Origin of the sequence: Flavobacterium sp. ZT3R18 (assembly GCF_007097385.1) — a bacterium.
Taxonomy (GTDB): domain Bacteria; phylum Bacteroidota; class Bacteroidia; order Flavobacteriales; family Flavobacteriaceae; genus Flavobacterium.
Genome location: NZ_VJZS01000020.1, coordinates 44,205 through 59,804 on the forward strand (window position 1 = coordinate 44,205; position 15,600 = coordinate 59,804).

At 37.1% G+C, this 15,600-nt stretch carries 10 protein-coding genes; 3 read left to right on the forward strand and 7 right to left on the reverse strand.

What is annotated here, in order from left to right; translation table 11 throughout:
• Positions 1-740 precede the first annotated feature (740 nt).
• The 4 genes from mobC to FNW52_RS16830 all read right to left on the reverse strand — a co-directional run bounded on the left by mobC (position 741) and on the right by FNW52_RS16830 (position 4,840).
• Positions 741-2,723, reverse strand: coding sequence for a conjugal transfer protein MobC (gene mobC, locus FNW52_RS16815; protein ID WP_143378677.1), 1,983 nt, complete (start codon positions 2,721-2,723; stop codon positions 741-743).
• 17 nt (positions 2,724-2,740) lie between these two features.
• Positions 2,741-4,051, reverse strand: a complete 1,311-nt coding sequence (locus FNW52_RS16820; RefSeq protein WP_143378643.1) for a relaxase/mobilization nuclease domain-containing protein — start codon at positions 4,049-4,051, stop codon at positions 2,741-2,743.
• A complete protein-coding gene (locus tag FNW52_RS16825; protein ID WP_143378644.1) occupies positions 4,036-4,431 on the reverse strand; it encodes a plasmid mobilization relaxosome protein MobC in 396 nt (131 codons plus the stop codon). Before FNW52_RS16825 ends, FNW52_RS16820 begins: the two co-directional genes overlap by 16 nt.
• A 136-nt stretch (positions 4,432-4,567) precedes the next feature.
• Complete coding sequence (locus tag FNW52_RS16830; RefSeq protein WP_143378645.1) at positions 4,568-4,840, reverse strand: hypothetical protein; 273 nt, start codon at positions 4,838-4,840, stop codon at positions 4,568-4,570.
• 410 nt (positions 4,841-5,250) lie between these two features.
• On the opposite strand from FNW52_RS16830, the gene FNW52_RS16835 reads away from it, so the two are divergent.
• The 3 genes from FNW52_RS16835 to FNW52_RS16845 all read left to right on the forward strand — a co-directional run bounded on the left by FNW52_RS16835 (position 5,251) and on the right by FNW52_RS16845 (position 7,805).
• Positions 5,251-5,544 (forward strand): hypothetical protein, encoded by a 294-nt coding sequence (locus FNW52_RS16835; protein WP_143378646.1) that lies wholly within the window; start codon positions 5,251-5,253, stop codon positions 5,542-5,544.
• A 376-nt stretch (positions 5,545-5,920) separates the two neighbouring features.
• Positions 5,921-7,459, forward strand: coding sequence for a MauE/DoxX family redox-associated membrane protein (locus tag FNW52_RS16840; RefSeq protein WP_143378647.1), 1,539 nt, complete (start codon positions 5,921-5,923; stop codon positions 7,457-7,459).
• Positions 7,460-7,547: 88 nt separating this feature from the next.
• Entirely contained in the window at positions 7,548-7,805 is a 258-nt protein-coding gene (locus FNW52_RS16845) for a hypothetical protein (protein ID WP_143378648.1), read from the forward strand.
• A gap of 81 nt (positions 7,806-7,886) precedes the next feature.
• Here FNW52_RS16845 and FNW52_RS16850 read toward each other — a convergent pair whose 3' ends face one another.
• Genes FNW52_RS16850 through FNW52_RS16860 form a run of 3 tightly spaced genes read right to left on the reverse strand, consistent with a single transcriptional unit; the run spans position 7,887 to position 15,004 of the window.
• Positions 7,887-10,550, reverse strand: a complete 2,664-nt coding sequence (locus FNW52_RS16850; RefSeq protein WP_143378649.1) for a prolyl oligopeptidase family serine peptidase — start codon at positions 10,548-10,550, stop codon at positions 7,887-7,889.
• Positions 10,551-10,561: 11 nt separating this feature from the next.
• A complete protein-coding gene (locus FNW52_RS16855; RefSeq protein ID WP_255515630.1) occupies positions 10,562-11,971 on the reverse strand; it encodes a RagB/SusD family nutrient uptake outer membrane protein in 1,410 nt (469 codons plus the stop codon).
• Between the two features lie 9 nt (positions 11,972-11,980).
• The gene (locus tag FNW52_RS16860) at positions 11,981-15,004 is read right to left on the reverse strand and encodes a SusC/RagA family TonB-linked outer membrane protein (RefSeq protein WP_143378650.1); all 3,024 of its coding nucleotides are present in this window, start codon (positions 15,002-15,004) and stop codon (positions 11,981-11,983) included.
• Positions 15,005-15,600: the final 596 nt, after the last annotated feature.

The following is a 15,600-nucleotide window of genomic DNA, read 5'->3' on the forward strand; positions in this document are numbered from 1 at the left end:
GCATATAGGATTAAAAAGTAAGATCATCGGAATTGTCCAATTCATTGGAATTGGCTGTGTTTTCAGTTGGTTGCAGTTTTTTGGCAAAGACCAAAATTTTAAGTCTACCGGTATGAAAGGTCAGATCGCCCAGAACCCTGCCGTCTCAGTCCGATATGTCCGAAAAGCTTAACGAGTGCCCCTTTTTTGTATCAATCAGCTGGTTTTGCATTTAGCCAATACGAACATCGATATAGGTTACGATTTCCTTAAAGTACCTGCTTACTTTGGTTTTATAGCTGTTGTTGGTGGCATCTTTTGTGGTACCTCCTAGTAATTTCCATGATTCTAAATTTTAGTGAATATTTTTTTAGTTTCTTTCTCCCTGCCCTTTGGGAAAACTATTTTTCAAAAGAAAAAACAGAAAAAAGAAAGCAAGAAATCAGTGGTTTAAGGATGTAAAGAGCTATAAGTCCCGAAGGGTGGCGAATGCAATGTAGCCATTATGCGCTTGCAACATTCTTAAACCACTATCTTAGCTGCCCTTTTAATCTGTTTTTGATGTTCTTTTTTATAATTTGTGAAGAATTGTCGTTGGTAAAATATTAGGTTGTTGTTTCTATTTAAGATCATAATGTAAAGGATGTAGTGTACATTCCTAAAGCTAAAAAAAGGGAGCTGTCTGAAAAGTTTTTGTTTTTCAATAACAATTTTGTTAGGATATTTTATGGTTTTGTTTATTTGTACAAGTCTATTTTTGATTATTTCTTCACCACCAAATAAACCAGCCCCGGATCATTCAGCAATCTTTCCATTTCCGAGTGAATAATATCCTGAATATCCTGTTTTATCTGCAGATAATTTCGCTGGACCATAGCATTATCCAGCTTGCGAATAACGCCAATATCAACATAATTTTCCTGTTCTTTTTTCAATGCTCCATGGTCATTCACAATTTCACAATGAAAAGTCTTCAACTCAATTTTACAATCAGGATCATCAGCAACCATACCGACAAACTCGCCTGAACTTAAAGACGAAATTTTGGAAGGAGGCACAGCAGATTCCAATTGTTTGGAACGACTGATTGAAGTGTCTCCACTATTTATAGAAAGACTTTCTCTGTCTTGCATAATTTTGCCAAATCGCTCCGAAAGTTGCTTCGCAGTATCCCCAGTAACCTGACCACTGACGATATTTCCGGTAATGTTCATAATCACGTCTGCCTGTTCACGTCCGTAATCCTTGCGCAGCTGACTGAAGTCTTGAATTCCTAGACAAGTTGCTACTTTATTGCTTCGTGCAGTAGCAATAAGACTATCCATATTGTTGAGGTAGATTGTCGGAAACTCATCAAATATCAGGCTGCTTTTTTGCTTGCCTTTTTGGTTCACTTGCTTTACCAAACGGTTTACATACAAGGATAATACTGCGCCATATATTTGTATTTTTTGTGGGTTGTTACCCATGCAAACAATCTTAGGTTCTTCCGGATTATTGATGTCCAATGTAAAATCATTGCCTGATAAAACGTAATACAATTGAGGAGAGGAAAGTCTTGCCATTGCAATTTTAGCGGAAGCAATCTGACCTTCTAATTGTTCCATTACATCGTTGAGGTAGGCATTGACAAAAGGATTAATCAATACCTCAATTTCCTTCTCGGTTCGTAGTAACGTAAAGAGACTATCGTAGTCAGCCTGCATGAGTTCTATAACATGTGGTAGCGTACAAAATCCACCATCTTTATACTTTTTCAAGTACCATATTATAGCAGAAAGAAAGTTAATAGGCGATTCCACAAAGAAATCGCCTTGTCGTTTAATCCATTCTCGGTTTAACCCTAACAAAATAGTTCGAGCAGATTCGGATGCATCTGTAATATCCGTCATGGCTGAGGGTTCTAACGGATTGCAGCGATGTGTTCGGGTTAGGTCATCAAAATTGATAACATAAAACTGTGGTGCTTTGGGATACAAATGTTTGTATTTGAGCCACGTATTATAGGCAATTTTAGAAAGGTCATCGAACTTGAAATCATAGACAAACATCGTAAACCCTTTACGGATGTGTTGGGTAATCACGTGTCGGATTACAAAATACGATTTACCAGAACCAGGAGTACCCAAGACCATCAATGCCCGAAAGGGATTAATAATGTTTATCCAGCTGTTGCGAATTTTGTCTTTCAAGTAATAGCGGGCAGGTAGATTAATGGAAAATTCATTTTCCAAAAGCCTTTCTTCCTGCGGAAAAGTTTCATTTTCTTTGTTGAAAATATCCTTGTGGTTGAGTCGGTTTTTTATAATACGGGATAGTAGGGTACCACCTGAAAGCATTAGAAGATAGCCAACAGAAGTGATAGCCATGTAGGTAATTGCTGTCTGTACAACTTCAATTTTTAAGTATAATGAAAGACAGCTGATAAAATAAATCAGTATGCCTGTAATAATATAGGCAAAGGCTGTTTTGTAATTTAGCTTTTCATCTTTACGCCCTTTTGCACCAATTAAGGAAATCACTAAAAATCCCAAGGCAAAGAGTTTGGATTTATGAAAATTACTGAACAATCCGGTATTGTGGATATTGCCTAAAATGGTATCGCTGAATCCGCTAACTAGATGCCACTCCCGAAAAGCTGCATAGCAGTAATAATAAAAGTGAATTCCTAAAATAACGATACTGATGAGCCTTGTCATGTCGAGTATCTTCCTTAATGCTTGTTCGTTTTCTCCCGTTTGCATAGCCATAATTTTAGTTTTTATTGATTGTCAGATTGTCCTTTTCTTTTTTTCTTTTTCCGTTTTTTCTTAAGCTGGTTCGGGACGTAATTCGCAGCCTGTTCGGATTGGGTAAGTATATCCGATAGTTGTCCAATTGCGGTATTTGAATCAACATATTTATTCTTTTGGAACACATCGTCAAACGAAGCTTTATCGCTTATTTGATTTGGTGTTTTAGATTTAGGCTCCATTGATTTCTCAATAGTTGAACCCGATATTTTTTGGCCTGGCACTGTGATTAATCCGCAACGTTCTTGAATAGCTTTGGCACTGTATTGTTTACCCAACGTACTACCATTAAAAACACATTTTGTAGTATGGTCAACATAGGTAATTCCATACAGTATCCCTTCTTCACTTTTTCTTAAAACGGTATTAATTCCTTCCTTTTGCAATAGTTGTACCAATTCTGCAAGCGATGGTTTCTTTCCTAAAAATGCAAGATCAATTGCATTTTTGATCCTGTTCTTGTGGGAGTCCAGACTGGTCTTATTTGAAGTAAACTTTTCCTCTAAAAATTTCAAGGTAGGTTTGTTGTAAAAATCGCTGGCTTTGATTGGAACTCCAATTGGTTTGCCGCTTTCATCCAATATTCGGTACACCAATCCTTTTGCTTTAAATATCCTTGAATTTTCACTACCACGGTCAGCAAGAACATTGTACTGTTGCAACACTGCATTTAGTTCTGCAAGGCTTACATATTTATATGAAGAAAGCACTCCGTTAAGCACATTTACAATTGCCTTTTTGGACTGAATTTTTCCGTATTGAACCTTTCCCGTAGCAATGGGTTGAAGTTCAATATTCAGTTTGTTTTTGCGTCCTTCTGCCACTACAAGCCCAAACGATTTTTCGATTTCTTTCCGTGCGATTTCAGATTGGTTTCTACCAATATTCTGCATATCGATTCTACTTCCGTCAGCCTTTACTTTTATGGATACTAAATGAATGTGTGGATGTCCTGAATCGTGATGCTGATATACTAAATAAGGTTGTTCCCCGAAGCCTATTTTCTCCATATAAGTATCGGCTATGTCCATCAATTTCTCTTTCGAATGATTTTCTGACGGATCAAAATTCAATGAGATGTGCACGCTGTTTCGTTTTACATTGTCATTCAATTTCAACTGTTTCAGAAACCTGTTCAGTTTCATGGTACCGTTCATTTTATCTACATCAATTGGATAATTTCCTTCACCTATACACTCTGCCACAGCCTGTTTTACCTTGTTCTCATTATAGTTGAAAATGCTGTGAATAGAATGTCCTGTCTTTATGATTGCAACCATTTTTCAGCCATTTTTCGGATGTAATTTTTGATTTCTTCCACCTTATTTAAAAGGATTTTTTTCTCCAGTTCAGAGCTTATGATCCACACTTTAAATTCAGGAATTTGGTCGAGGGTGTGTAACTTTTTTACGGCTTGGTTGAAGTTATTTCCTAAGGCACTCAGTTCTGCTCGCAGCCGTATAATCTCCGCCATAAATTCGTCAAGAGATTGGTTGCGGTAATTGGTCGTAATAGGTTTATCGAATAGGTGTTTGCGAATGTAGTCGCTCAGCTTACGGGAAGTACTGGCTTTCCATTTACGCTCAATTTTTACATATTCTTTGGGTGTAAACCGTAACCCAACAATACGTGTCCTGTTTGAATTTTCTCTTTCCATCATTTCTCATCTTCATTGTTATCAAACTCTTTTTGTTCTTTCAGTGTCACTGCTAACGAGTCCCGAGTATAGAGCAGCCAGAATCGGTTGTTTAACAACTGGACATCTGGCCGATTGCAGGAACATGGCAATCTTCCTGCTACTTTAAACGTCTATTAGACTTTTCAGTATTTCTGAAATGTTCAAAAATCAATTTTTCATTTATATAATCTTCTAATAGTGTTATTTTGAAGATTAGATGTAAAACACTATTCCAGTCAGGCAAAACCTTAATGATTTTAAAAATGGATTCTATCGCTGTTTCAATAATCAAGGAAAGTGCACACTGCATACCATTTAGCACCATTGTAATTGGGCAGCAATAAAGCCAATTACCCCACACAATTTCCACCAAAGGAAGTGCTCTTTCCAAACAATAAATCAATTTTAAAACAACAAAGTCCTGACTTTTTAGGAAGGTTTTTGTTGTTCGTTTTAAAGGTAACAGCAGTCAATAAATACTTAGAAATAAAGCCATTCCAGAACTTGATATTTACCTTGAATTGTCTTTTTATAAACCACTTTATTTTAAACATTGATTGTAAATTTCATACTCTTGGGAATCCTTTTATAACCAATCCTTGCTATACATTTTATAATCCGATTCAAAGCACATTGTTTTAACCCTGTCTATCTATAATCCTATCGTTCATCATTGATATCAGATACGAAGTTAAGCAAGCGGTTTGGATCTTACCTATCATAGACATATTATGTCCATGATAGGTAAGCAATGACTTTATACCTTTGTAAAATAAATTATTAATTAAAACCGTGAAGATTATGCTGACAACAAATGATGTGGCCAAGGTTTTTGATACTATATTGAGTATCCCTGGTATGAATGAGGTAGTGAAGATTGATTTGAAAATTTCACGAAAAAATGTGCTGTTATTGAATCATGTTATTGAACGTGGATTATCAGCTAAAGAGGACGATAAATCATCGATTCTATTGACGAGTGTTCCTCAAGAAAATCTTCAGGAATTAAAACTCTTTGGAGATGAATGTTTGCAAAAAGCTGGACTTATAGAACTCAGTGAAAAATTAAAGACATTGAGCGAGACTGGGAAGTAACGTAGCTCTAAAAAAATGTAGAAACGAACGGATGCCAATAGGTAAATACTGTTTATTGGCATCTTTTTTAGTAATCCATTTTACCTCAATGAGACTGTTTTTTGTTTTTTAACTAAAATTGAATGTTTTTGAAAAATCTTGGCACGTTTTCGGTAACAAGTTGTCAAGTAGACTGTTGTAGTTTTGTTTCGTTCTAATTCCAAATAATTAAATCGCCAGTAAAATATTTTACTTTTTAGATTTAGTGGAGCTAGATAAGATGTTGAAAATTATTGACTTGTGTAATAGTAAAGTTGGAAATCAGTATATGAAATTTCAATATAGATTATATACAATTTGATGTTTGATAATTGTCTAAACTTAAACTTCAGAAAACATGAAATTGAATGGAACTATTAAGAGTATAATTGTTGAAACAATTTGTCTGTTGTACGCCTTGCTTTTTATGTATGCAGCAGCTAGCAAATTGTTAGATTTTGAAAACTTTCAAGTCCAGTTAGGGCAGTCTCCATTGTTAAGTGCTTTTGCTTGGTGGGTATCTCGATTCGTGCCTATAATAGAATTAGGAATAGTGGTATTACTGAGTGTCCCAAAGTGGCGTTATTTTGGTCTTTTTGCTTCGTTGGGGTTGATGGGCATGTTTACGAGTTATATTTTTATTGTATTGCATTTTAGTTCTTTTGTACCTTGTTCTTGTGGAGGTATATTAGAGAAAATGAGTTGGAATACACATCTTGTTTTTAATATTGTATTTGTAGTATTGGCCGTCTTAGCATTGGTATGGCAAAAGCAAGTTAATGATGAAAATACCCGATGCTATATAAAATCACCCCTTATTAAAAGTATTCCCATTACTATACTGTCTAGTATTGTCATTATGATTGTTTTGTTTCTGTCTTCTGAGGATATTATGCAGCATCAAAACCCTTTTATTAGACGGTATATCAGACGTTCGATAACGCTAGTCCATTCGACAGATTTAAAATTCAATTCGTATTATTTTTCAGGATGTGATAAGGATCGTATTTATTTGGGTAATTACACAGATCCTTTGCATATTCTCTCTATAGATCGTTCTTTTAAATCTCAAAAAGTAATCACAATTGACCTTAAGAATAAGAGCCTCCCTTTTCGTTTAGTTACCATTTTAATCAGAGGAAAATACTTTTATTTAATGGATGGGAGTTTACCCTGTATCTATCGAGGACGTACTCAGGATTGGAAAATAACAGAGGAATTAAAAGGTATTCCTAATTTTACAATAGCTGAACCTATCGATAGTGCTAGTGTTGTTTTTCGGAACAATACAGGAGTAAATGCAGCGCATGTACTTGGGGTCTTTAGCTCGAATACATCTCCTAAAGTTCATTATGCACCATCCCTTTTGCAAAAACAAATTGATGGGATATTTGATACCGACGGGATGTTGCACTTTAATAGTGAATTGGGTAGAATGGTGTATGTTTATTTCTATCGGAATGAGATTATTCTAGCGGATAAAAATGGGAGATTAGATCGCAGGGAACACACCATAGACACCGTATCACATGCTAAAATTAAAGTGGCTTATTTGAAAGGGGGTACTCAGCGAAAAATGGCAGCCCCACCACTTATTGTCAACGCTATTACTGCTACAAAAAACAACCTTTTATTTGTTGAATCTAAGGTGCCAGGCTTGTATGAGAATGATCCCATGTGGAAGCATGCGGCTATTATTGATGTCTATAATCTAAAAACGAATTCTTACGTTTTGAGCTTTCCCATTTTTGGAACCGAAGATAATACCCTTAAATCTATGTTTGTTACGAATGACCATTTATATGTTATTATTGGCACGCAACTAATGATGTATGAATTGAAAGGAAGTTTAAAAAAAGAAATGATAATTAGAACAGATACTAGTTCTAATTTATAAAAATATACCGGCCAGTGTCAGGAAAAAAGATCGAAAACCTGTAGAAAAAAGTAGATCAAGTTTAAATTTAATTTTAATACTTTTTATTATGAAAACAGCATTTTTTAAATCGACGATGCCCTTTGCAGTTGTTGCAATAATGGGGATTTCAGGAGCTTTTTTAACCACTTCTATGCAAAGTGCTTCTAATGTAGCTGCTCCTAAAACAGGTTATATAGCAGGTGCGCAAGGTCCCTGTAGTGTTCCTGTAAGTTGCAATACCACTCCAGGCCAAATTTGTCTAGCAAATGGGGTACAGGCTTTTGGTAAAGCAAACAACTGTAGTGAGGTTTTATATCGTCCATAAAGTAATTGTTTGACGATATGAAAAGGCAATGCAGTTCCGAAATGGGACTGCATTGTTTTTTTGTTTTTATAGATAAAATAATTACTTTACGCCTTCGCTAATCCATAACGCTGGAGATTCTTTTTTAAGATAATAATCAAACCATTCTTGTACTCTATGGCTGAGATCTAACTGATTGTTTGGCTTGAGCAAGACGTGTTTTTCATCTGGATAAAGTAGCATGATTTGCTTTTTTCCAAGTCGGCGTAAAGCCATATAAAATTCTACACTCTGATGCCAATCCACATGTCGATCTTCTTTACCTGTCCATATAAGTATAGGGGTTTTAATATTGGCTGCATTGGCAACAGGTGAACTTTTGGCGTAAAGCAAAGGATCTTCAAAAGGGGTTTTTCCTATTCTCCATTGCTCACTTTGAAAGCGGTACATGTCAGGTCTTCCGGTATCCCATCCAACATTCAGATATAAACTGGAAAGATCTGTTATTCCCGCTCCGGCAACCACTGCAGAAAAGAGATTGGTTTGTGTAATCATAAAAGCACTTTCGTATCCTCCGAAAGAATGCCCTACCAATCCAATTTTCGCGGGATCAACTAAACCACTTGCAATAATTTCGTTGGTTGCAGACACCGTACAATCCACGACATCGCTTCCAATGGTTCCTTGATCATATTCAATATCAGGACATAGAAAAAAGTAACCATTCAGAGTAAAAACGGTTCGATTGTATCCATCGTCCATAAAGGAAGTTGGATTGTTATACCAATGAATTCTATCGGATTTCTTTTCATAAGTATTTACGATCATAGGGTACTTTTTGGCAGGATCATAATTCGCAGGGTAATATAAAACGGCTTTTAGTTCCTTTCCTTTGGAATTACGAAAAGGTATCAGCTTTGCAGTTCCCCACTGGTATTTTGACTGCTGTGGATTACTCTCGGAAAATGATTTTGGTGCGGTGCCATTTTTTTGAAACATCAAGCGCGGGGAGAGATCAAATTTTTGTTCCTGATAGATGTAAGAGTGTTCCTTTTGGATATAATGCATTTGGTCAATGTAACGATCTCCATAGACAATTGGTTTCTCGCCAGTATCATTTTTCCATTTGAAATAGCCTGTTTTTTCATCGAATCCTGCAGCATGTAAAATCAGATCTCCATCCAGATTAATGGTATAACTTTTCCACCCATCAAAATTGGCTGTTAAATGCTCATAATCGGATAACGTAGCGATTCTAAATGTAATTTGTTTTTCACGTCCATTAGTAAGCTTTTTAAAACTCGTTCCATCGGGTTTTATGGCCCACAAATCATATTGGTCGTAAAGAATTAATTCGTTGTCATTTTTACTCCAGCCCGCATTTCCATAAGCACTGTCTCCATCAAGAATATACCATTTCCCAAAGAAAGGAGTGTTTATTTGTTTGGTTACATTCGTATGTGTTTTATGTGCAATATCATAAACATACCAATTATTATCACTAAAATAAGCAATAAATTTTCCGGAAGGAGAGGGTAATAAATATTCAAAAAAGGGAATATGTTTGCGAAGTAAAATTTCTTTTTTACCTGTGTTCAAGTCCATAATATAAAAATCCCGTGGTCCGTCGTACTCGAATTGAGGCTCGTACTCCTTAGGGTTGGATAAAATGGCATATTTCTGATTACCGGTTAGCATTACTTTTGGGAACTCTGGGGATGAAATTTGGGTAATGCTTTTGAGTATTGGATGCCATACCGCTAGAGTAACATGTTCGCTGTACTGGTTGTTTATTTTTTCAAAAGGATAGATCCATTTTGCGTTTCCGTTCCAGATTTCCACATCGCTTTCGGGTTCTTTTGGGTTGGCTGTTTGGACAGGGCTGAGACCAAAAAAGACGCTGCGCATATCTGCAGATATAGTCAATGGATAAACCATTTCTTTATCGAATACTGTAGTATCAGGAAAATCACTTTGGGTTTTGGGATTCAGCTCAAATAAGGTCGTGTTGTCTAGAGTATAGTAGTAAAGCCTAGCGTCCTTTGAATCTGAATTGGAGAAACTATAAAAAGCCACTGCTTTTCCCATTTCCTGCCAAGCAAAATGTTGAAATGGACTAAGATTTCTTTCAATGATCCAACTTATTGTTTGCTTATTTCCTAGAGGTAGCAAGCCTATTGAATGTTTTTGATTGGTTGCAGTGGTAAAGAGAATTTCCTTCTTACTAGGACTCATTGTAAACTGTTGGACATCATTAATGGTATCCGTAACTTTAGTACGTAGGTTTACAATTTTTAAAATATGTTCTGCTTCAGATAGGAATATAAGTTGGTTTGTTTCTGAGGAATAATCGCACTGATTAACAGAAGTAAATAACTCTTGTTTTCCTGTTGTTAAATTTAAGAGGTGTAATCCCATAGCGTCACTACAAACAAAATTATCATTTCCAGCGAATAGTGAGTTACTACAAGACGGAAAATTATATTTTTTTTGGGTAGTGGTATTAGACACAAACAAAGTATCTATACCCTTTTCGTATTCCATCTTATAACTGGTCCATTTCCCATTTGAGGAGACTTTATCATGACGTAGTTCCCCCCATAGATGATAATCGGATTCCGTTAACTGTTTTTTTTGCACCACCTGCCCCCAAAGGGAACAGGTTACTAATGGCAAAATAAAAAATGAAAATAAAACGAGTTTTAGATTCACATGAGAAAGCTCCCATTTTTTATTTCTCTTTCGAGAACTATTTAGAATTTTCATGATCGGTGTTTTTAGTAACCACTATTTTGTGGACGTAGGTTAGGATTGACACTTAATTCATTCTGAGGTATTGGAAATAGCACATCGGTTGCACTCCATCCTGTTTTTGTGGAGGATAAAACAGCATTGATTTGTCCAGAGCGTTTCAGATCAAAAAAGCGATGTCCATATTCCGTAAATAATTCCCATCTTCTTTCCTGCAGTATGGCGTCCAGAATTTCTTGTTGCGTGCTTGCAGTGGTTTCATCCAATCCCGCACGTTCTCTTATTTTGTTCAGATCTTCTTTAGCCCCGATGAGGTCACCTTGTTGTGCTCTTGCTTCGGCTCTTATCAGATACTGCTCCGCTAAACGCAAGACTATCGAAAATTCTAAAGAGGTAGCGGTATAATCGAAATTTTTGTATTTAAAGGGATGATACCACGTATTAGTTCCGTCGGTAATAGCGGCTGTCCAGTTGCTCTTGCGTAAGTCAGCTGCAGAAAATGAGTTCATAAGATTATCGGTTAATGCCACCAAGGGAGGAGGACCCGCAAAGAAGATAAAAGCAGCAGCCTCATCTGTATTTTTGCCCGCTGTTGCGGGTTGTAGTTGCCAAATGGTTTCTTTTGAATTTTTAAGAAAAACAGCATTAATGTTGGTTTCCAGAGCATAGAGATTTGTGGCATTTAGAACTGCTGAAGCGGCATTGGCTGACTCTGCCCAAGCTCCACTGTAGAGATAAACCCGTGCCAAAAGTGCTTTAGCCACGAATTGGTTCAAACGGATTCGTTCTGGGGTACCATACTCTTGACTGAGCAAATTTATGGCTGAATCTAGATCTGTGATAACGAGTGCATAGATTTCGTGGACTGTGATTTTCTTTACTACATTATTGCTTTGGTACTCCGTTGTCATGATATAGGGAATATCCCCAAAAAGAGTTGTGAGATAAAAATGGACTAATGCTCTAATAAACAAAGCTTCTCCTATGAGTTGATTTTTTTCTTTGGTACTTAGTTTAGTGCTTAGCTGCACTCCTTCAATCACTGCGTTGGCAGCATAGATTTGGTTGTAACTGATATTCCAATAGTCCGTAATTGAGGCATTGGCAGGAAGCAGTCTATTGAAATAAAAAGGTAAGGCAGGATTGTCTGGACTTCCATAAGAAGTCAATTCATCGGTATAGTTGCCCAACATATTGGAAAGTCCCGAAGCAGTTCCAGTCAAAAGACCTTGATCTCTGAGTTTTGCATAAATATCGGTCAAGGCAGCATCCGCAGTGGCATAGTCATCAAAAACGGCGGCATTGGTTAGTTGTGATTTTGGAAGATCGACTTCTACAAAAGAATCACAGGAAGTTGTGCAAAGTACTATCGAAGCCAATAGAAATAGCAACAAGAAGTAGCGCATAAAAATAGGTTTAAGAGATATTGTTTTCATGATGTACAATTAAAAAGTGAGTTGTATTCCGGCAGTTATGATCTTAAGCGGGGGTAAGTACCCAGAACTTATAAATTCGGGATCTCCATCTTTGTATTTGGTAAAAGTCAGTAGGTTTTGACTCTGTAAAATAATCTTACACTGCGTGTTTTTGGTAGTCAGCGGAAGATCGTACGACAATGCAATGTTTTTAAGGCGAATAAAAGAGGCGTCGGTTATTCCGCCAGTACTTTGAGTGTATTGGTAATCGGCTGTAACTGCTGCATTGTTGTATCCTGTAGTATAGATTTGCTGTGTTGCGTTGTCTCCGGGTTGTTGCCAAGTATCAATCATTCGTATCGGTTGATTGGACATTTGACCTGGGAATCCTATGGAATAACTGTGATTTTGCTGTTTTACAAATTGAAAGAGAAAGTCCAACTTCCAATGTTTGTAGGTCAGTTGATTTTGTATTCCTCCAAAATATTGTGGATTAAGGTCAGCAACGGTCTGTTTATCTTCAGGAAAAGAAATAGCACCGTCGCCATTGATGTCGGCAAATTGATAGATCCCTGTTTGAGGATCGACACCGGTGTATTGATAGAGCAGTTCTATATTCAGTGGTTCACCAATGCGATATTTTTGATTGTATGGAGAAGTTTCCAAACCCGGAAAACGCAAGAGTTTATTCTTGGCAAGTGTCAGATTCAGGTTCGTTGTCCAGTTAAAGTTTGTGGTATTAAAATTAACCGTACGCAATGTGAACTCCCAACCAGTATTCTCTACCGTTGCATCGAGGTTGGCTTGCAATGTCTGAAACCCTGTTGTACCTGCCAAAGGCACTCCTACAAGTTGATTCGAAGAATGATTTTGATACCAAGCCGCAGTTAGAAATATTCGATCTTGTAAGAAGCCCGTTTCTATGGCTGCTTCCAGTTTCTTATTAACTTCCCATCCAAAGTTGGGATTAAAGAGTCTGGAGGGCTGTAATCCCACATTGGAACCATAAAGAACGCCTGATGAAGTATAAGTGTTTAAGAATTGATAATCCCCAATCTGATCATTACCAGTGGTTCCATAGCTACCACGCAGTTTTCCAAAACTAAGCCAGGTGTTTTCATTTAGGAAATTTTCTTTAGAAAACAACCAAGCCATTCCTATGGCACCAAAATTGGCAAACTGCTTCCCTGGACCAAACCGACTCGAACCATCACGTCTTCCAGTAAAATTCAAAAGATAACGGTCGTCCCAATTGTAATTGATTCTTCCAAAAAAGGCTTGATATTTGTATATTGCATTGTCGCTATAGAGCACCCGAACCGTAGTGGCTGAGGCTAAATCATAAAGGAGACTGTTGGAACTAAAACCGTTTGCAAATTGGTAAAGTCGGTTCGTGTTTTGATTTTGAAAAGTGCCACCGACGAGCACTCCAATTTTTCCCATTCCCCATTCTTTTTCCCAATTGATTTGAGGTTCTACAATCCATGACTGTCTATTGGTAGTATTGACGTATAGGCTGGAATAAGCACTCGTGAGATGATACGCAGGATTATAGATTGTTGAGGGTGCAGTACGGGTTTCGGTATGTCTTAGGTCTGTAAAACCAAAATTGCTTTTCAAAACCAAATTCGGGAAAAGTTCATAAAATATAACGGCATTAGACACCAAATCATTGGTCTTTGATTCGAATTTAGCAGCCAAATTACTCAATGGATTCTGCCAAGTACTATTTTCCCAATTCAAATTACCTTCGGCATCATATAGGGCAGGAGCATTGGGTGCGAGATAACGAGAAATAGAGGTCAAATCAAAAGCAGGTTGGTCATTATTCTGAATGTTGTATCCTGTAGAAAAACTGAATTTGAATTTGTTGTCCTCTGAGTGATGCCCCATATTAAATTGAACCCCACCTTTTTTATACATAAAATCTCCGGGGAAAACAGTGGATTCCGTATGATATGTGGTACTTAACAGGAATTGTGTTTTATCCGAGCCTCCAGAAAGCGTGCCTTGAAAATCGTTAATTTGTGCCGTTCCTCCAAGAAATTCTTCCTGCCAGTCTGTATAACGATTCTGATCCCAAGTACCGTTGACATCATAGGCATCAGAAGGATAGGAAGTAATGCCATCGTTGCTAAAAGCTTGACGACGCATGGCAAGATACTGCTCCGTATTCATTAGTTTCATGAATTTAGTAACCGTACCGACCCCAGTTGTGGCTTTTATGCTGAGGGTTGTTTTTCCCGCTTTGCCTTTTTTAGTGGTTATGAGTACGACGCCATTAGCGCCTTTGGAGCCATAAATAGCAGTGGCATCCGCATCTTTTAATATTTCTATGCTTTCAATAGTCTCTGGATTGATACTGTTTAAGGGGCTTGTAACTGTTGGAAACGTAGAAGCCGTTTGATTATATCCTATAGGGTCAGAGGCATAAGGAACTCCATCAATGATATACAAGGGAGCATTTCCATCGCTACGAATACTGTTCTGTCCTCGTATTTTGATATCAAATCCACCTCCAGGCACTCCAGTGGTTTGGGTAACGCTTACTCCCGCCATGCGTCCTTGCATGATGGCCAGCACGTTGGAAACAGGTTGTGTTTCGATGTCCTTGGCTGTGATTCGGGCGATACTGCCAGTACGTTCGCTTTCTTTAACAGAATAATATCCAGCATTAATTCGTATTTCCTGCAAAGTGGTGGCATCAAGTTGTAAGACTACATTTATTATTTCGCGACCCTCTATGGGAACAATCACTTTTTTAAATCCGATATAAGAAAAAACCAAAGTGTCTTGTGGGGTGGCAAAAAGGGTGTAATGACCGTTATAATCCGCTACGGAAAAAGTTTTTGATTTGTTTTTTATCGAAATAGACACACCAGGTAAGGGATTGATACCATCGGTGACAGTTCCTTGAATTTGAAACTGTTGGGTAGAAGCATAACTGTGTCTAATGAGATTATTGGCTAGAATAGGCGAAAAAGACAGGAAGCTCCCCATGAAAAATAGGAAACAAAAAGCCTTTCCACCCATTGAAAATGAAAAATTATTCATAATATTGGGTTGGTTAAGTGAAACGTTAGTTTATTTAGCTACGGTCCTCTATGTTAGTTTGGCGACGAGATAGAGGGCCATTTTTTATGAATTAAGTAAACGACTTAATGGCATAAGTGGATTCGTTTTTACATCAATAATTCGAGTTTTAAAAGGTTAGACTTTGTTATGCTGCGAGACTATGTAAAAGAAGAAGTATTGCTAAGAATGTAAGGGGAGTAATTGCCGAAGATTAAAAAAAATGGCATGGAACTCAGCTTATCGAACAGAGGTACTGGCGGCACCAACCACAATAAGTGAGCCCACGCCATAGACGTGAGCATCTTAACTTATCCTCTCGTGGTTTTAAAAACGCCAGTTTTCTGTCCGAGATTCAAAGCGAATGCTTCAAATATTTTTAAATGAAGAAACGCAAATTTAATAAATGATATCTATTATTTCCTAATAAATATCTATTCTTAATCAAAGATATAAAATATATTTTGTAATCCAAGTGGTTTACAGAATATTATAAAATATTATGAAAATTGCAGTATGGCTGAATTGACAAAAGAAGATACTATACTACAGAAAAAAATTTCTGAAAGAATCGAGTT